This window comes from Pseudomonas sp. KK4 (assembly GCF_001984065.1).
Classification (GTDB): Bacteria; Pseudomonadota; Gammaproteobacteria; order Pseudomonadales; family Pseudomonadaceae; genus Aquipseudomonas.
In genome coordinates, this window is sequence record NZ_LYVP01000115.1 from 1 (window position 1) to 16,797 (window position 16,797).

The window sequence follows — 16,797 nt, forward strand, 5'->3', positions numbered from 1 at the left end:
CCTCTTCGCGAGCAAGCCCGCTCCCACAGTATTTCAGGTTGGCCATGGGTGTTGTGGTCGACACAAATCCACTGTGGGAGCTGGCCTGCCAGCGATGGCGGTGACGAATGGCAGGGGGGGGTGGACAGTTGCGCCCACATCAGGCGATGTGTCAGGCGAATTCTTCGCGCAACATCGCCACGAACGCTTCGCGCGCGGGATGTACTCCGGCGTTTTCATGCCAGTAAAACAGGTTGTCGATGGCCGTCAGATCCGGGAATTCGTAGCCGACGCAACCCGCGCCCTTGGCGTATTGATCGAAAATCCCCTTGGGCACCAGCGCCACACCGGCTCCGGCGCTGACGCAGCCGACGATCGCGCCATAACTGGCGAGGCTGACAATCGGCAACGCCTGACCCTGACGCAGCAACCAATGCTCCAGCGCCGCCCGATACGGGCAGCCCTGAGGCCACATGAACACGGTCTTGTCGTGCAGATCCGCCATGTCGCGCACCGGTCCGAGGGAGGTCGAAGCGATCAGCAACAGGTCTTCGCGGTACATCGGCGTGCGCTTGAGGTGCGAGCGTTCCACGTCCACCGCCACGATCGCGCCATCCAGGCGATGGCTCAGGGTGTCGTCCAGCAACTGGCCCCAGGTGCCGGTGGTCAGTTCCAGCGCCACCGCCGGATAACGCTTGTGGAATTTCGCCAGCAAGCGCGGCAGGCGACCGGTGGCCGAAGACTCGATGGCGCCAATGCGCAACGGCCCGGACGGTTCGGCGCGCGGGTCGACCGCGCGCTTGGCTTCAGCGGTCATCGCCAGGATCTTCGAGGCGTAAGCCAGAAAGGTCTGACCCGACGCACTGATCCGCAGTCCGCGTCCCTCCCGCAGAAAAAGCGCCACCCCCAACTCCGCTTCCAGCGCCTTGATCCGTGCCGTGATGTTCGACGGTACGCAATGCAGCGCCTCGGCCGCCCGGGCGATGCTGCCCAGCTCGGCGACGGTCTTGAACATGCGAATCTGGGCCAGCTCCATATACATCACTCAAAGTGAACGGTTTACGCAGTATAAGTCAGTTGTGGCGAATGGTTGTGGTTCTGATACTCCCTGTATCTGCCCTTCGGTACTCAACCATGAACGCACTCAAACCCTCTCCCGTGAAGATCATTCTGGCCATGGCCTTCGTCGTGGCGTGCTGGGGGTATTCCCCCTCCGGCATCCACATCGGCTTGCAGGCCTACGACCCGGTGCATCTGGCACTGGCGCGCTTTGTGTTGGCGTCGGTGTTCATGGCCGTGGTCGCGGTGTTCAAGGGCATTCGCTTGCCGAACCTTCGCGACGTGCCGCTGTTGATGGCACTGGGTTTCTTCGCGGTGAGCCTTCACCACGTAGCGCTGAACTTCGGTCAGCAGGGCGTCAGCGCCGGCGCCTCGAGCGTGCTGGCGCAAACCACGCCGCTGTTCAGCACCTTGCTGGCGCGCTTCGTGTTCAAGGATAGGGTCAGCGTCTGGCGCTGGGGTTGCGTGATTCTCGGTTTGATCGGCGTGTTGATTGTGGTGGCGGGTGACAAAGGCCTGGGCAGCATTGACGCCCACGGGTTGCTGATCCTGTTGGCGGCGCTGTCCTGGAGCCTGTATTTCGCCCTGCAAAAGCACCACACCGGGCGCTACGACGGGTTGACGCTGGTGTGCTACACGGTCTGGTCGGGGACGTTTTTGTTGTTGGCCTACCTGCCCGGGCTGGCGCAACAAGTGCTCAGTGCGCCGCTGCGCGTACAGTTCGCAGTGCTGGCCCTGGGCATTTTCCCCAGCGCCCTGGCGTACCTCGCCTGGGCCTACGTGCTGGCCCACGTGGACCTGAGCCGGGCAACCATGACCCTGTACCTGATCCCGCCCACCGCGATGGCAATCGCGTCCGTGATCCTGGGAGAACAGCCGACCTTGATGGTGGCCGTCGGAGCCGTGGTGGTGTTGATCAGTGTGCTGGCGTTGAACCTGGAGCGCAGGCCAGTAATTGAGGCAGCGAGCACCTGAGCATCAACTGGGGGAAAACCGATCCCGGCTGTTGGTCAAATGCAACCACATCGCCGCCCGCGCCGCGTCCGGATCCTGACGCTTGATCGCATTGAGTATCGCCTCGTGCTCCAGGTTGGCCAGCTGCCCGAGCTTGCTCAGGTCCACGGCGCCACGTTCTGCGGCATTGACCCGGGTTCGCGGAATCATCGCGCTGCCCAGGTGCTGCATGATTTCGCTGAAGCACAGGTTGCCGGTGGCTTCGGCAATCAATAGATGAAAGCGCCGGTCGGCCTCGACGCAACTGTCGTTGTTGGCAAGCAGGTTCTGATAGTCATCGAGGGCTTCGCGCATCAGCGCCAAATGCTGATCACTGCGACGGCTCGCCGCCAGCGCCGCCGCCTGGGTTTCCAGGCCCATGCGCAACTCCAGAATGCTGCGCACCCCCAGCGCCGTATCGACGTTAAGGCGCAGACCCTGCTCCGGCGCGCGCTCCAGTACAAACGTACCGATGCCATGCCGCGTCTCCACCAGCCCCGAGGCCTGCAATTTGGAGAGGGCCTCGCGCACCACCGTACGACTGACGCCGTGCTCCAGGACAATGCTGTTTTCCGAGGGCAGTTTTTCCCCGGGCAGCATTTGCCCGAGCAGGATGCTCTGAGTCAGCTTGGCCACCAGGTCGTGGGCCAGGTTGTGGCCGCGCTTGCGGGCGGGTGCGTCGAGGTCTTCTTGCATGGCGCTCATCCAAAGGCAGTGCCCGCCAATCGTAGCACTGCGCACGATGGAATTCTCGACAACAGGTCGCCAACTTGTATGACAACACTCAACAAATTGGGCAATCCACCTGTTTGAATCTGCCGAAAAATCAACTGAAACTAAGAATAATCTTCAGATAAATGGCCATTTTGTTGATCGTGAGTGGTTGCACGGCAAAAAAATGTAGTTGTATGATGTCTATCAACAACGCAGCACCCAGCCCTACCCCGCATAACAATAATCAGTGGGAGAAACCGCAGTGAATACATCCACCTCCGGAATGGACATGGGCGCCGATTCGGCCCTTGAGTCCGCGATCTCGAAAGTCAAACGCCACGTCTTGCCACTGTTCGTCGTCATGTTCATCGTCAATTACATTGACCGGGTGAACATCGGCTTCGTCCGTACCCACATGGAACACGACCTGGGCATCGGCGCTGCCGCCTACGGCCTCGGGGCCGGCCTGTTCTTCATTGGCTACGCGCTGTTCGAAGTGCCTTCCAACATCCTTCTGCAAAAAGTCGGCGCCCGTATCTGGCTGACACGCATCATGCTGACCTGGGGCCTGGTGGCGGCCGGCATGGCCTTTATCCAGACCGAAACCCACTTCTATATCCTGAGATTTTTGCTGGGTGTGGCCGAAGCCGGTTTCTTCCCCGGGGTAATCTATTACTTCACCCGCTGGTTGCCGGGCGTTGAGCGCGGCAAGGCGATTGCGATTTTCCTCAGCGGCTCGGCGATTGCCTCGCTGATCAGCGGCCCACTCTCAGGGCTGCTCCTGCAAATCAACGGCCTGGGCATGCACGGCTGGCAATGGATGTACTTCATCGAGGGCATGTTCTCGGTGGGCTTGTGCGCCTTTGTCTGGTTCTGGCTGGACTCCAAACCCCACGACGCCAAATGGCTGACCCGCGAAGAACAAGACGCGCTGGTCAAGGCCATCGACGACGAGCAACTGGCCCGTGAGGCCGCCACCCCGATCAAGCCGTCCCTGGGCAAACTGCTCAAGGACCGGCAGATCATCCTGTTCTGCGTGATCTATTTTTTCATCCAGTTGACCATCTACGCCGCGACCTTCTGGCTGCCGAGCATCATCAAGAAGATGGGTGAGCTCAGCGACTTTCAAGTGGGCATGTTCAATTCGATTCCGTGGTTGCTGTCGATCATCGGCATGTACGCCTTCGCCTCGCTGTCGGCCAGATGGAAGCATCAGCAAGCCTGGGTCGCTGCCGCCCTGCTGATCGCCGCCGCCGGGATGTTCATGTCCACAACCGGTGGACCGATCTTCGCTTTCGTCGCCATCTGCTTTGCCGCGTTGGGTTTCAAATCGGCGTCGTCACTGTTCTGGCCGATCCCCCAGGCCTATCTGGATGCGCGCATCGCCGCCGGGGTCATTGCGCTGATCAACTCGGTGGGCAACCTCGGCGGTTTCGTCGCACCCACCACTTTCGGCCTGCTCGAAGAACGCACCGGCTCCATCCAGGGCGGGCTGTATGGCCTGGCCGCGACCTCGATCATCGCCGCCATCATCGTCTTCGCCGCCCGCAACAAACCCAAAGCCGCCGCCGTCGAGGTGCTGGGTAAACCTGCGCCAAAACACGCCTGAACATTGATGAAGAGGATAAGAACAATGAATCTGCAAGACACCGCCAAAGCGCCGATCATCACCAGCATGCAGGTCGTCCCCGTGGCCGGTCACGACGGCATGTTGCTCAACCTGAGCGGCGCCCACGGCCCGTTCTTCACCCGCAACATCGTGATCCTCAAGGACAACGCCGGGCACACCGGCGTCGGTGAAGTACCGGGGGGCGAGCGCATTCGCCAGACCCTCGAAGATGCGCGCAGCCTGGTAGTCGGCAGCCCCATCGGCACCTATCAGAAAATACTCAACCAGGTCCGCCAGACGTTCGCCGACCGCGATGCCGGCGGTCGCGGCCTGCAGACCTTCGACCTGCGCATCACCGTCCACGCCGTCACGGGCCTCGAAGCGGCCCTGCTCGATCTGCTCGGCCAACACCTGGACGTGCCGGTGGCCGCCCTGCTCGGCGAAGGTCAGCAGCGCGATGAAGTGAAGATGCTCGGCTATCTGTTTTATGTCGGCGACCGCAACCAGACCGATCTGGCCTATCGCAGCGAGCCGGATGCCGACAACGACTGGTTCCGCGTGCGTCACGAAAAAGCCATGACCGCCCAGGCCGTGGTTCGCCTGGCTGAAGCGGCGCATGCAAAGTACGGTTTCAAGGATTTCAAACTCAAGGGCGGCGTCCTCAGTGGCGACGAAGAGATCGAAGCGGTGACCGCGTTGGCCGAACGCTTCCCTGATGCGCGCATCACCCTTGATCCCAATGGCGCCTGGTCGCTCAAGGAAGCCGTGCGCCTGTGCCGCGACCAGCATCAGGTGCTGGCTTACGCCGAGGACCCGTGCGGCGCGGAAAACGGGTACTCGGGCCGCGAAGTCATGGCCGAGTTTCGCCGGGCCACCGGCCTGAAAACCGCCACCAACATGATCGCCACCGACTGGCGGGAAATGGGCCACGCAATTCAGTTGCAGTCGGTCGACATCCCCCTGGCCGACCCACATTTCTGGACCATGCAGGGGTCGGTGCGCGTCGCCCAGATGTGCCACGAGTGGGGCCTGACCTGGGGCTCGCACTCCAACAACCACTTTGACATTTCCCTGGCGATGTTCACCCATGTCGCGGCAGCCGCACCGGGTGAAATCACTGCCATCGACACCCACTGGATCTGGCAGGACGGCCAGCGCCTGACCAAGGCCCCGCTGCAGATCGTCGACGGCTGCGTGCAAGTGCCGGGCAAGCCCGGTTTGGGCATCGAACTGGACATCGACCAATTGGCCAAAGCCCATGAGTTGTATAAAGGCATGGGCCTGGGGGCACGGGACGACAGCGTGGCCATGCAGTTTCTGATGCCGGGCTGGACGTTCGATAACAAGCGACCATGCCTGGTGCGGTGACGTTAAAACACCGCCTTACTGTGGGAGCGGCGCTCCCACAAGGCATCACTGTACGACTTGCTGCAGCCAGCCTTTGAACGCCGCCATCGCCGACGTCTCAGGCCTGGACTGCAAGCGGGTCAGCCAGTAGCTGCCGGTGGTGATATGGACGGGGAACGGCTGGCAGATCGCTTGCGCCGCCAGTTGCCGGGCGAACATCAGCGGCGGTGCCAGCGCCACGCCCACGCCTTGCAACGCCGCTTCCATCATCGCCAGCGACGAGTCGAACACAATGCTCCTGGGCGATGCCGCCAACATCGACAATCCCGCCGCCTGGAACCACTCGGGCCACTCGTCTGCGCGATAGGATCGCAGCAGCGTCTGCTGCAGCAGATCGGCCGGCTCTCGCAGTTGTCGGGCGATGTCAGGGATGCACAACACTGACAGCGGCGCTTCGATCAACCGTTGCGCCTCGATGCCATGCCAGGCACCGGCGCCGAAACGAATGGCGTAATCGAGCCCTTCGGCGGCGACATCCACCCGGTTGTTGTTGGTCGACAGGCGCAGATCTATGAACGGATGTTTCTTCTGGAAGTCCGCCAGGCGCGGCAGCAACCAGCCCACGGCAAAGGTGCCTACCGCGCCCACCGTCAACACCTCACGAAAATGCCCCCCCTCGAAACACGCCAGGGTTTCGGCAATCCGGTCGAAACTGTCGCGCAGCACCGGCAGCAGCGTTTCCCCTTCGCGGGTCAGCATCAGCCCACGGGGCAAGCGTTTGAACAGGGTCACACCCAATTGCGACTCCAGGCTTTTGACCTGATGGCTGACCGCCGCCTGGGTCACGCACAACTCCACCGCCGCCCGGGTAAAACTCAAGTGCCGGGCCGAGGCCTCGAAAGCGCGCAAGGCGTTGAGCGGTAACTGAGGCCGGATCATGGTCACTCCAAAATTTTTCTAATGGCTCGTGCAAAATATCATCGGTTGCCGAACCCCGACAGCCTGCCTAGATTTGCTCGCCATCCGCGGCCCGGATCGCCAAAAAGCTCGGCGCTCAGCGGTCAATCTCCAGCAAACTCAAGGAAGTGGTCGGCCATGCCTGAAATGAAACTCAAACAACTCGCGTCCTACAGCGCTTTCCTACTTTTTCTCGGCACCGGCCACAGCATGGCTGACGACCGCCTGAAAACCCTCGTCGACGCAACGATCAAACCGGTGATGGAGCAACAGAAGATCCCGGGGATGGCAGTCGCCATTACCGTAAACGGCCAAGCCCATTACTTTAACTACGGTGTCGCCTCGAAAGAAACCGGCACCGCCGTCAGCGAAAACACCCTGTTCGAAATCGGTTCGGTGAGCAAGACCTACACCGCCACCCTGGCCGCCTATGCCCAGGCCAGCGGCAAACTGTCCCTGTCGGACAAGGCCAGCCACGTCCTGCCGGCGCTGCGCGGCAGTGCGTTCGACAACATCAGCGTGCTGCAACTGGGCACCTACACCCCCGGTGGCCTGCCGCTGCAATTCCCCGCCGAAGCCGATGCACCGGACACGATGCTCGGCTATTTCAAACAGTGGAAACCGGTGTTTGCCCCCGGTAGTCATCGTCAGTACTCCAACCCGAGCCTGGGCCTGTTTGGCTACCTGGCCGCGCACAGCCTGGGAGCGCCGTTCGATGACGCCATGGAGAAAACCCTGCTGCCCAGGCTCGGCTTGAAGCACACCTTCCTCAGGGTGCCGCAGGATCAGATGGGCCTGTATGCCCAGGGCTACAACAAGGACGACAAACCGGTACGGGTCGGCCCGGGGGCGCTGGATTCGGAGGCCTATGGAATTAAAACCAGCGCCGCGGACCTGATCCGCTATGTCGAAGCCAATCTGCAACCGGCGAAACTGGAAAAGCCCTTGCAGCAGGCCATCGCCATCACGCAAACCGGTTATTACACGGTCGGCGGCATGACCCAGGGCCTGGGCTGGGAGTTCTACAACAACCCCGTCTCGCTCGATACGCTACTGGCGGGCAACTCGGCGCAGATGGCCTACGAGCCCCAGTCAGTGCAATGGATCAAACCGCCACAAGCCCCTCGGCAGGATGCACTGTTCAACAAGACCGGCTCCACCAGCGGGTTCGGTGCCTACGTCGTTTACGTGCCGCAACAGCAGATTGGCATCGTGATCCTGGCCAACAGGAACTACCCGAATCCGGAGCGGGTGAAACTGGCTCACACGATCCTGAGCGGAATGAGCAAGTAAGAAAAGGGACAAGAAACTGTAGGAGCGAGCTTGCTCGCGAAGAACGTCCAGGCAGCGCGGTGATTCAGACAGCCAGCGTTACCGGCGACGTCCATCGCGAGCGTGCTCACTCCTACAGGAGGTGGGGTTGTCTACCCGGGAGCTGGCCTGCCAGCGATGGCGGGGTAACTGCCCATAGATACGTTGACTGATCTACAGCTTTCGCGAGCAAGCCCGCTCCCACAGGTACATGACTGACGGCGCAATGATCAATCATCCGGCATCTCAGGCGGCTTGCTGGGCTTGGCCGGTTTCGCAGGTTTGGCGTTCTTGCCACCCTTGGCCGGGGCGGCTTCGGCGGCTACCGGAGGCGGGGTGGGTGCAGCCATTTCCTTCTCGGAGGCCGGCAAGGCATCGACGGTCTCGAAGATTTTCTTCAGGTCCACCGACTTCGATTCTTCCCCCGAACTCTCAAGCTTTTTTTCACCGTCCTTGCCCACCAGAATCACCTTCGGCAACGCCCCGGCGCCGAGTTTCAGGGCGCGGATCAGCGCCATGGTGTCTTGCTGGCCCATGTCCTTGCCATCGAGTTGGCCGGACATGTTCAACACGCTGTAGACGCGGATGTTGCGATCGGCCACGCCCTGCTTGTTGGCCGGATCCTCCAGGGATTTTTTCAGGTTTACCCAGACCGGATCCACGGTGCTCGATGCGATGACGATCAGCGGCCGGGCCAGGCCTTTGTTGACGTCCAGTGGTGAATCGCCATCGTTGGCGAACAGGGGGCCGGCAACAGCCAGCAAGGTTGCCAGGGTCAGAGACCTGATGAGCATGCGCATCTCCTTTTGATATCCACGCTCTAATGATTGCGCATCGCGGCGATCGTTCCGGGGGGCGCTCGGCAAATGTGCTTCGCCTTGACCCAAGCTTAGGTCAGGGCGGTCATTGCGCAACAGGTCGGGGGATATCGATGCGGGACGGCCCCCTGGCAAATCGATGATCAGAATGGGCAGGCGATGGCACTGCCGCGTTGAATCAGAACACCAGCTTGTAACCGATCAATACCAGCATGGTCGCCAGGCAAGGACGCAGCACTTCGTCGGAGATACGCCCGGTCAGGTGGCTACCCAGGTAGATCCCCGGCAGCGAACCCACCAGCAGGAAACCCAGCACCTGCCAGTCCATATTCCCCATGCTTGCGTGGCCGAGGCCGGCGACCAGCGTCAGGGGCACGGCGTGGGCGATCTCGGTGCCCACCAGACGGCGGGTCGGCAGCAATGGGTAGAGGATGAACAGGGCCACGGTGCCCAGGGCGCCGGCACCGATGGAAGTCAGGGCAACCATGGTGCCGAGCACCAGGCCGGTGATGACGGTGAGAACATTGAGGCGTGTGCCGCTGGGGTTGTAGTGACCGCCGGCACGTTTGTGAGCGAAATCCAGCAGGCGCTTCTTGAACAGGATCGCCAGGGCGGTGGCGAGCAGGACAACGCCCAGGGCCTGCTTGATGATCGCGTTCATCGCCTCGGGCGCCGAATGCAGGCTGCTGAGGAACCACAGGGTCAACGCCACCGCCGGCACGCTGCCCAGGGTCAGCCACCCGGTGATCGCCCAGTCGATGTTGTTGTTCTTTTTGTGAACCAGCACGCCGCTGGATTTGGTGATGGCCGCGTACAGCAGGTCGGTGCCGACCGCCGTGGCCGGGTTGATGCCGAACCACAGCAGGATCGGCGTCATCAACGACCCGCCGCCCACGCCGGTCATGCCGACGATGAAACCAACGACCAGCCCGGCGACAACCAACCCGATGTTCACTAAATCCATTGATACGTCCACAAAGACTGCAAGGAAAATCCGGCCCGCAGCATAGCGATTTTTCTTATAACCACTTATATCGATGCGATCTATCTTTATGCCTGAACACGCCAATGCTTTGTTGGAGCGAGGCTTGCCCGCGAAGAGGACGGCCCATCCAACAGCGTTATCGCCCTGGACGCCGTCTTCGCGGGCAAGCCTCGCGCCTACAGGGTTGCGTCGTTTCCAAACGCGGCGACAGGCAGTCTCATGGGGCTCATTGCACCGGCAGGAAATTCAGGAACAGCAAACTCTGCGCGTAGTTGAGCCCTATCCGCCGGTAGCGCTCGTCGAGCATCTGGGTCAGCAGGTCGAGCCGGGCGACGATCTTGCCGAATTCCACGGCGAAACTCAGGTTGCTGCCCTCCTCCGAGATTTCGTTGGAGAACAGCATCAACTGGCCATCCTTGTTCTGCCGCTGACTGAGGATCCAGGTGGCGATTTCGATGTTGCGCGCGGCGTTGCTGACGAAGGTCGGGTTGATCGCGTCCGTCATGTAGAACTCCAGGCGATTGCCGTGGGCGGTGACCAGCATGCTGCCGATGGCATAGATAAATGCGCCGACCCGATCGCCGAGAAACTCCGGGCTCATGGCAAAGCGCAACGCCGCCAGGTCTTTCCTGCCGCCCAGGGTCGGCATCGGCTGTTGCTGTTCGATGGCCATGCGCACCTGCTTGCCGGCGGTGCGGGCATCGAGGAAGCCGGATTTTTTCAACTCCTCGGGGTTGCGCAGGTAGAGCTTGCTCATCAGCAGGTAAAGGCTGTCGAGGTTGTCACGCATCGTCAGCGTGGCCATGCGGTCGACGCTGGTTTGCAGGAATTCCTGGGGTTTGCCCTCGCGAAATTGGGTGACGATGTCCCGGCCTTGCTGCTGGCTGCAGCCGTTGATGAACAGCATCGACAGCATTGCAAGCCAATGGCAATGACGGCGCATGCGTTGGGCGATGACGGGTGAAACTCGGACCATGGGCAGTTGGACTTAAACAGGGGGCCTGCGGTGGGTATCGCCGCTGGCGGACCAAGGGATAGAGCCGTGAAATGCGCAAAAGTGCATTACCGGCGGTCCATAACCGGAATGGCATCACGACCCCACATCCAAATTAGTCATACTTTAATGATGTAAATCGTGAATTTGAGCTATAAATTGTTCCGCTATCGCCGGTATCTGCGATCAGTAGTATGACTAATCAATAAAAAACAACAAAAAGGAAGGTCAACGATGCTTCAATCCCGCCACCCACGCTGCGTTCTCGGACTGTCCCTCATGATCGCCACGCTAAGCGCCCAGGCCGCCGGCCTGTCGAGCGAACACAAAGTCTTTGGCAAAACCAGTGACGGCACGCCCGTCGAGCAATACGTGCTGCGCAACAGCCACGGCATGCAGGCCACGGTCATTACCTACGGCGCCACGTTGCAGTCGCTGATCGTGCCGGACAAGAACGGCAAGCTCGACGATGTGGTGCTGGGTTTCGATGACGTGCAGGGTTATCAGGGCGGCAAGGCCTACTTTGGCGCGACCATCGGCCGTTTCGGCAATCGCCTGGCCAACGGCGCGTTCGAGCTGGACGGCAAGCACTACCAGGTGCCGCAAAACGACGGCACCAATTCACTGCACGGCGGCCCGCTGGGTTTTGACAAGAAAGTCTGGAAAGCCCAGCCGGGCAAAGGCAAGGACTCGGTGGGCGTGACCCTGACCTACCTGTCGGCGGACGGCGAGATGGGGTTTCCGGGCAACCTGAAAACCGAAGTCACCTACAGCCTCACCGAGAACAACGAGCTGCGCATCGACTACAAGGCCTCCACCGATAAACCCACGGTGTTGAACCTGACCAACCACAGCTACTTCAACCTCGCCGGCGCCGGTAATGGCGACATCCTGCAACAGGTCGCGACCTTGCACGCCAGCCATTACACCCCGGTCAACGCCAAGCTGATCCCTACCGGCGAACTGGCGCCCGTGGCCGGCACGCCCATGGACTTTACCCAGCCCACCGCCATCGGCAAAAACATCAAGGCCGATCATCCTCAGTTGAAATTCGCCGAACCGAAACAGGGCGGCTTTGACTTCAACTGGGTGCTGGACACCAAGGGCGATCAGAAAAAACTCGCCGCCGACGTCAGCGACCCGCAGTCCGGGCGCCGTCTGCAGTTGTACACCAGCGAACCAGGCGTGCAGTTCTATACCAGCAACTTCCTCGACGGTTCGGTCAAGGGCAAGGCCGGCAAGACTTACCAGCACTGGAGCGCCTTCACCCTGGAAACCCAGCATTATCCGGACGCGCCAAACCAACCGAACTTCCCGTCCACCCGTTTGGATCCGGGCAAGACCTACACCCAGCACACGGTGCTGAAGTTCTCCGCGCAATAAGCCGAAATGCTGTTCCGTTAACCATCACTCAAGATGTTTGAACCCCCTGTGGCGAGGGAGCTTGCTCCCGCTGGGCTGCGAAGCGGCCCCGCTCTTTGTTTGACAGAAAGGGACTGCTGCGCAGTCCAGCGCGAGCAAGCTCCCTCGCCACAGGTTCAATGTTGCGCTCAACCATTGCTCCTTCATGGAACCCTGCGGCTATTCTGGTGCCAACTGAAGCATCGAATGGAACACGGGAGATTTTCATGCGGTTTATCGACATCGGCGGCATCGACGTTCCGGTCATCGGCCAGGGCACCTGGAAGATGGGCGAAGACCGTTCCCGCCGCCACGAGGAAGTCGCCGCGCTACGGCTGGGCATCGACCTGGGCATGACCCTGATCGACACCGCCGAAATGTACGCCGAAGGTGGTGCCGAGCAGGTGGTGGGCGAAGCCATCAGCGGCCAGCGCGACAAGGTGTACCTGGTCAGCAAGGTCTATCCGCACAACGCCAGCCGCGAGGGTATCCCCGCCGCCTGCGAGCGCAGCTTGCAAAGGCTCGGCACCGACCATATCGACCTGTACCTGTTGCACTGGCGCGGCCAGTACCCGCTTGAAGAAACTGTCGAAGCCTTCGAACGCCTGCGCTACGCGGGCAAGATCGGCCGCTGGGGCGTGTCCAATTTCGACGTCGATGATCTGCAGGAACTCAACGCCCCGGCCTGCGCCACCAATCAGGTGCTCTACAATCTGGAGGCGCGCGGCATAGAATTCGATCTGTTGCCCGTGTGCCAGCAGCAACGCCTGCCCGTGATGGCCTATTGTCCGATCGGCCAGGGCGGCAAGATGCTCGGCAACGCCATGCTCAAACAGGTCGCCGCCCGACATGCCGTGACACCGGCGCAGGTGTCGTTGGCCTGGTTGCTGCGCCAGAAGGGGGTGATCGCCATCCCCAAGGCGGTCCGCCCCGAACATGTGAGACTCAACGCCCAGGCTGCCGGATTGCAGCTTGAACCCGGGGATCTGGAGGCGCTGGACCAAGCGTTTCAAGCACCCCAACGCAAGCAGCGACTGGCCATGGTCTGAGCCAGCGCAGTCTGTCAGAGGGCTTCGGCATGAGAAGCACTGATCCGCTCGATTGCTTTAACCTGCAACGTTTTGTCCAGGCGCAAGACCCGGTGTTCGATCGGGTCCAGGCCGAATTGAGCGCCGGCCACAAGCGCAGTCACTGGATGTGGTTCGTCTTCCCGCAGTTCGCCGGGCTCGGTGGCAGCGACATGTCTCGACGCTACGCGATCGGCTCCCGGGAAGAAGCCCAGGCTTACCTCGATCACCCGCTGCTCGGCGCCCGACTGCGTACCTGCACCCACGAAGTGCTGAACATCCAGCAACGTTCGATCGCAGCGATTTTCGGCCATCCCGACGACTTGAAATTCCACTCATCGATGACCCTGTTCGCCCAGGTCGCGCCCAAGGACAGCCCCTTCCATCAAGCCCTGAACCAGTTCTTTCACGGCATCCTGGACGACTGGACGCTGTCGCTGATGGACTCAAAACAGGCCCAGTTGCCCCCCGATCAGGGTTGAGAAATCGTCGTCGACGAAAGGCAGGATCGCGTCCGCCACCGGTTGCAGCTGTTTGCTGATGTAGTGGTCGTAATCGATGGGCGCGCTGCGGATCTCCAGCGGCTCGGGGCCGACGACGGTGATCACGTAACGGATCCAGCCGCCGTTCTGGTACTGGCGTGGCCGGCCCTGCTGGTCGTTGTAGTCATCGGCGATGCGTGCCGCCCGCACGTGGGGCGGGACGTTGCGCTGGTAGTCGTCGAGGGTGCGGCGCAGGCGCTTGCGGTAGATCAGACGCTCGTCGAACTCGCCGGCCAGGGTCTTGCGCACGTAGTCGCGCACATACTCCTGATACGGCTTGCGATGGAAAATCAACGAATACAGCTCCTGCTGGAACTGCCGGGCCAGCAGCGACCAGTCGGTGCGCACGGTTTCCAGGCCCTTGTAGACCATTTCGTCCGTGCCGTCGGCACGGCTGACCAGTCCCGCATAGCGTTTCTTGCTGCCCTCCTCCGCCCCGCGGATGGTCGGCATCAGAAAGCGTTTGTAATGGGTCTCGAACTGCAGCTCCAGGGCACTCTCCAGGCCATATTCCTGCCGCACATGCTCGCGCCACCATTGGTTGACGTGGTCCACCAGAGCCCGGCCGATCTGCGCCGCTTCCTGCTGGCCGTGAGCGCGACGCAGCCAGACGAAGGTCGAGTCGGTGTCGCCGTAGATCACCGTGTGGCCCTGTTCCTCGATCAGTTGCCGGGTGCGCAGCATGATCTCGTGGCCGCGCAGGGTAATGGACGAGGCCAGGCGCGTATCGAAGAAGCGGCAGCCACTGGAACCGAGCACCCCGTAGAAGGCGTTCATGATGATCTTCAGCGCCTGGGACAGCGGCGCGTTGTGCTCGCGCTTGGCCACCTCCCGGCCTTCGGCGACCCGGGCGACGATGGCCGGCAGGCAATGCCGGGTGCGGGAAAACCGCGCGCCGCGAAAGCCCGGCACCGAGTCGGCGTCGTCCGGGTGCTTGAGTCCTTCGATCAGACCCACCGGGTCAATCAGGAACGTGCGGATGATCGAGGGGTAAAGGCTTTTGTAGTCGAACACCAGCACCGATTCGTACAGCCCCGGTTGCGAGTCCATGACAAAGCCGCCGGGGCTCGCCTGCGGTGGCTTGCCGCCCAGGTTGGGGGCGACGAAGCCCTGGCGATGCATCAGCGGCATATAGAGGTGGGTAAACGCCGCCACCGAGCCGCCCATGCGGTCCACGGGCAAACCGGTGACGCTGGCCCGTTCCAGCAGGAAGGTGAGCAATTGGGTCTTGGCGAAAATCCGCGTGACCAGCTCGCAGTCCTTGAGGTTGTAGGTGGCCAGCGCCGGTTTGTCCTCGGCGAACATGCGGTTGATTTCGTCCATGCGCTGGTAAGGGGTGGCGATGGCCTTGCCCTCCCCCAGCAAGGTCTGCGCGACATTTTCCAGGCTGAACGACGCAAAGCTCCAGGTCGCCGAGCGCAGGGCTTCGATACCGTCGATGATCAAGCGGCCGGCGGCGGACGCGAAGTAATGGTTGCCATTGCCGTGCTCGCGCCACTGCATTTCCTCGCCGCCGCGTCCCAGCTTCAAAGGCACACCGAGGCGCCGGGCGTGTTCGTGCAGTACCCGCAGGTCGAACTGCACCACGTTCCAGCCGATCAGCGCGTCGGGGTCATGGCGGGCGAACCATTCGTTGAGCTTTTTCAGCAATACGGTGCGCGACTCGCAGTATTCGAGCTGGAAATCCACTTCGCTATCGTCGCCGTTGGCTGGGCCGAGCATGTACACCTGACGCTCGCCGCAGCCTTCCAGGGCGATGGAATAGAGTTCGCCCTGAGCAGTGGTTTCGATGTCCAGGGACACCAGTCTGAGGGTCGGGCGGTAATCGGGATCGGGCTTGAGCTGGGCGTCGAGCAGCACGCCGTCGGCATCCGCGGTGCTGCCAAAACGCACCGGTGCGGTGATGAAGCGCTCCATCAGATAGCGCTCCGGGGGGCGCACGTCGGCTTCGTACACCTCGACCCCGGCCCGGCGCAACGCCGTTTCCAGGCGCATCAGTTGCCCGTGCTGGCGGCAATACAGGCCGAGCACCGGGCGGTGCTCGAAATCCTGCAGGGCCAAGGGCTTGAGCTCGACGTTCTTTTCATCCTGCAGCAACGCCTCGGCCTGCCCGCGCTGGATGGCCGGGATGAACGCCACCGACGGCTGATGAGGCAGGCGGATGCGTCGCGGACCGCTGTCGGTCGCCAGCCAGAATTCGACTTCCGTACCCGCCGGGGTATCGCGCCAATGCCGGGTCAGGACGAAGCCCTGGGGTAAATCCACCACTGCAAACCTCGGAGTTGATTCAGGCGGGTCATTCTACGCGTCATTGTGAGGTTCAGCGTCGATCCCACAGCCGTCTTCGTTGGCCAGGAAGGTGGGGGATATCGAAGAAAATCCGCTGAATGACGTTTTTTGCGTGTTATCTGCCGCTTTCGCCCTTGCCCTCGGCGCTTGCGTCTACGATTCTTCAAGAACAACGACAACACCCCGGGAAACCGCCATGAAAACCGTCGCGCAGCTGCTCAAGTTGAAAGATCAGAAGAACCAGGAAGTGCACCAGATCAAGCCCGATCACATGGTGCTCGAAGCGCTGATGAAGATGGCCGAGAAGAACGTCGGCGCACTGCTGGTGGTGGACAATGAAGAAGTGCTGGGCATCATCAGTGAACGCGATTACGCACGAAAACTGGTGCTGCATGGCAGGTCTTCGGTCGGCACGCCAGTGCGCGACATCATGGTCTCGCCGGTGATCACCGTGGACACCCACCAGACGGTCGATACCTGCCTGGGCATCATGTCCGACAAACGCCTGCGCCACCTGCCGGTGGTGGAAAACGGCAAGTTGATCGGCCTGCTGTCCATCGGCGACCTGGTCAAGGAAGCCATCGCTGAACAGGCCGAGCTGATTCGCCAGTTGGAGCAGTACATTCGCGGCGAATAACCGGAGAACACCGCCCCATCAAAATGTGGGAGCGGGCTTGCTCGCGAAAGCGGTGTGTCAGTCAATTATGCATTGGCTGACACACCGCTTTCGCG

15 protein-coding genes are annotated in these 16,797 nt (G+C 61.5%); 8 read left to right on the plus strand and 7 right to left on the minus strand.

Going from position 1 to position 16,797, the window contains the following annotated elements:
- Positions 1-151: 151 nt before the first annotated feature.
- Positions 152-1,015, minus strand: a complete 864-nt coding sequence (locus B0W55_RS24620; RefSeq protein WP_077048514.1) for a LysR family transcriptional regulator — start codon at positions 1,013-1,015, stop codon at positions 152-154.
- Between the two features lie 98 nt (positions 1,016-1,113).
- On the opposite strand from B0W55_RS24620, the gene B0W55_RS24625 reads away from it, so the two are divergent.
- Positions 1,114-2,013, plus strand: a complete 900-nt coding sequence (locus B0W55_RS24625) for a DMT family transporter (RefSeq protein ID WP_077048515.1) — start codon at positions 1,114-1,116, stop codon at positions 2,011-2,013.
- A gap of 3 nt (positions 2,014-2,016) precedes the next feature.
- Here B0W55_RS24625 and B0W55_RS24630 read toward each other — a convergent pair whose 3' ends face one another.
- Positions 2,017-2,727 carry a FadR/GntR family transcriptional regulator gene (locus tag B0W55_RS24630; protein WP_077048516.1) on the minus strand — a complete coding sequence of 237 codons (711 nt, stop codon included), beginning with the start codon at positions 2,725-2,727 and terminating at the stop codon, positions 2,017-2,019.
- 280 nt (positions 2,728-3,007) lie between these two features.
- Here B0W55_RS24630 and B0W55_RS24635 point away from each other — a divergent pair, with 280 nt between their 5' ends.
- Positions 3,008-4,354: an MFS transporter gene (locus tag B0W55_RS24635; protein ID WP_077048517.1), complete on the plus strand. Its 1,347-nt coding sequence runs from the start codon at positions 3,008-3,010 to the stop codon at positions 4,352-4,354.
- A 24-nt stretch (positions 4,355-4,378) separates the two neighbouring features.
- Positions 4,379-5,722: a glucarate dehydratase gene (gene gudD, locus B0W55_RS24640; protein WP_077048518.1), complete on the plus strand. Its 1,344-nt coding sequence runs from the start codon at positions 4,379-4,381 to the stop codon at positions 5,720-5,722.
- A 45-nt stretch (positions 5,723-5,767) separates the two neighbouring features.
- On the opposite strand, the gene B0W55_RS24645 is transcribed toward gudD, so the two are convergent.
- The gene (locus B0W55_RS24645) at positions 5,768-6,640 is read right to left on the minus strand and encodes a LysR family transcriptional regulator (protein WP_077048519.1); all 873 of its coding nucleotides are present in this window, start codon (positions 6,638-6,640) and stop codon (positions 5,768-5,770) included.
- A 156-nt stretch (positions 6,641-6,796) separates the two neighbouring features.
- Here B0W55_RS24645 and ampC point away from each other — a divergent pair, with 156 nt between their 5' ends.
- Positions 6,797-7,951, plus strand: coding sequence for a class C beta-lactamase (gene ampC, locus B0W55_RS24650; RefSeq protein WP_305882530.1), 1,155 nt, complete (start codon positions 6,797-6,799; stop codon positions 7,949-7,951).
- A gap of 248 nt (positions 7,952-8,199) precedes the next feature.
- Here the strand turns inward: ampC and B0W55_RS24655 are convergent, their stop codons facing one another.
- The 3 genes from B0W55_RS24655 to B0W55_RS24665 form a co-directional block, all read right to left on the minus strand.
- Positions 8,200-8,763: a DUF4174 domain-containing protein gene (locus B0W55_RS24655; RefSeq protein WP_077048520.1), complete on the minus strand. Its 564-nt coding sequence runs from the start codon at positions 8,761-8,763 to the stop codon at positions 8,200-8,202.
- 202 nt (positions 8,764-8,965) lie between these two features.
- Complete coding sequence (locus tag B0W55_RS24660) at positions 8,966-9,751, minus strand: sulfite exporter TauE/SafE family protein (protein WP_077048521.1); 786 nt, start codon at positions 9,749-9,751, stop codon at positions 8,966-8,968.
- A gap of 247 nt (positions 9,752-9,998) precedes the next feature.
- Positions 9,999-10,748 carry a hypothetical protein gene (locus tag B0W55_RS24665; RefSeq protein ID WP_077048522.1) on the minus strand — a complete coding sequence of 250 codons (750 nt, stop codon included), beginning with the start codon at positions 10,746-10,748 and terminating at the stop codon, positions 9,999-10,001.
- Positions 10,749-11,000: 252 nt separating this feature from the next.
- On the opposite strand from B0W55_RS24665, the gene B0W55_RS24670 reads away from it, so the two are divergent.
- The 3 genes from B0W55_RS24670 to B0W55_RS24680 all read left to right on the plus strand — a co-directional run bounded on the left by B0W55_RS24670 (position 11,001) and on the right by B0W55_RS24680 (position 13,716).
- Complete coding sequence (locus tag B0W55_RS24670; protein WP_077048523.1) at positions 11,001-12,149, plus strand: aldose epimerase family protein; 1,149 nt, start codon at positions 11,001-11,003, stop codon at positions 12,147-12,149.
- A gap of 245 nt (positions 12,150-12,394) precedes the next feature.
- Entirely contained in the window at positions 12,395-13,216 is an 822-nt protein-coding gene (locus tag B0W55_RS24675) for an aldo/keto reductase (protein ID WP_077048524.1), read from the plus strand.
- Between the two features lie 29 nt (positions 13,217-13,245).
- Positions 13,246-13,716, plus strand: a complete 471-nt coding sequence (locus B0W55_RS24680; protein WP_077048525.1) for a DUF1810 domain-containing protein — start codon at positions 13,246-13,248, stop codon at positions 13,714-13,716.
- Here B0W55_RS24680 and B0W55_RS24685 read toward each other — a convergent pair.
- Complete coding sequence (locus tag B0W55_RS24685; protein WP_175645562.1) at positions 13,681-16,041, minus strand: DNA polymerase II; 2,361 nt, start codon at positions 16,039-16,041, stop codon at positions 13,681-13,683. The two genes, B0W55_RS24680 and B0W55_RS24685, sit on opposite strands and share 36 nt — an antisense overlap.
- Before the next feature lie 220 nt (positions 16,042-16,261).
- On the opposite strand from B0W55_RS24685, the gene B0W55_RS24690 reads away from it, so the two are divergent.
- Positions 16,262-16,702 (plus strand): CBS domain-containing protein, encoded by a 441-nt coding sequence (locus tag B0W55_RS24690; protein ID WP_077048527.1) that lies wholly within the window; start codon positions 16,262-16,264, stop codon positions 16,700-16,702.
- Positions 16,703-16,797 lie beyond the last annotated feature (95 nt).

Coding starts and splice junctions, on each gene's coding strand:
- B0W55_RS24620 (WP_077048514.1), bottom strand. CDS start 1,015: ATGGAGCTGGCCCAGATTCGCATGTTCAAGACCGTCGCCGAGCTGGGC.
- B0W55_RS24625 (WP_077048515.1), top strand. CDS start 1,114: ATGAACGCACTCAAACCCTCTCCCGTGAAGATCATTCTGGCCATGGCC.
- B0W55_RS24630 (WP_077048516.1), bottom strand. CDS start 2,727: ATGCAAGAAGACCTCGACGCACCCGCCCGCAAGCGCGGCCACAACCTG.
- gudD (WP_077048518.1), top strand. CDS start 4,379: ATGAATCTGCAAGACACCGCCAAAGCGCCGATCATCACCAGCATGCAG.
- B0W55_RS24645 (WP_077048519.1), bottom strand. CDS start 6,640: ATGATCCGGCCTCAGTTACCGCTCAACGCCTTGCGCGCTTTCGAGGCC.
- ampC (WP_305882530.1), top strand. CDS start 6,797: ATGCCTGAAATGAAACTCAAACAACTCGCGTCCTACAGCGCTTTCCTA.
- B0W55_RS24655 (WP_077048520.1), bottom strand. CDS start 8,763: ATGCTCATCAGGTCTCTGACCCTGGCAACCTTGCTGGCTGTTGCCGGC.
- B0W55_RS24660 (WP_077048521.1), bottom strand. CDS start 9,751: ATGGATTTAGTGAACATCGGGTTGGTTGTCGCCGGGCTGGTCGTTGGT.
- B0W55_RS24665 (WP_077048522.1), bottom strand. CDS start 10,748: ATGGTCCGAGTTTCACCCGTCATCGCCCAACGCATGCGCCGTCATTGC.
- B0W55_RS24670 (WP_077048523.1), top strand. CDS start 11,001: ATGCTTCAATCCCGCCACCCACGCTGCGTTCTCGGACTGTCCCTCATG.
- B0W55_RS24675 (WP_077048524.1), top strand. CDS start 12,395: ATGCGGTTTATCGACATCGGCGGCATCGACGTTCCGGTCATCGGCCAG.
- B0W55_RS24680 (WP_077048525.1), top strand. CDS start 13,246: ATGAGAAGCACTGATCCGCTCGATTGCTTTAACCTGCAACGTTTTGTC.
- B0W55_RS24690 (WP_077048527.1), top strand. CDS start 16,262: ATGAAAACCGTCGCGCAGCTGCTCAAGTTGAAAGATCAGAAGAACCAG.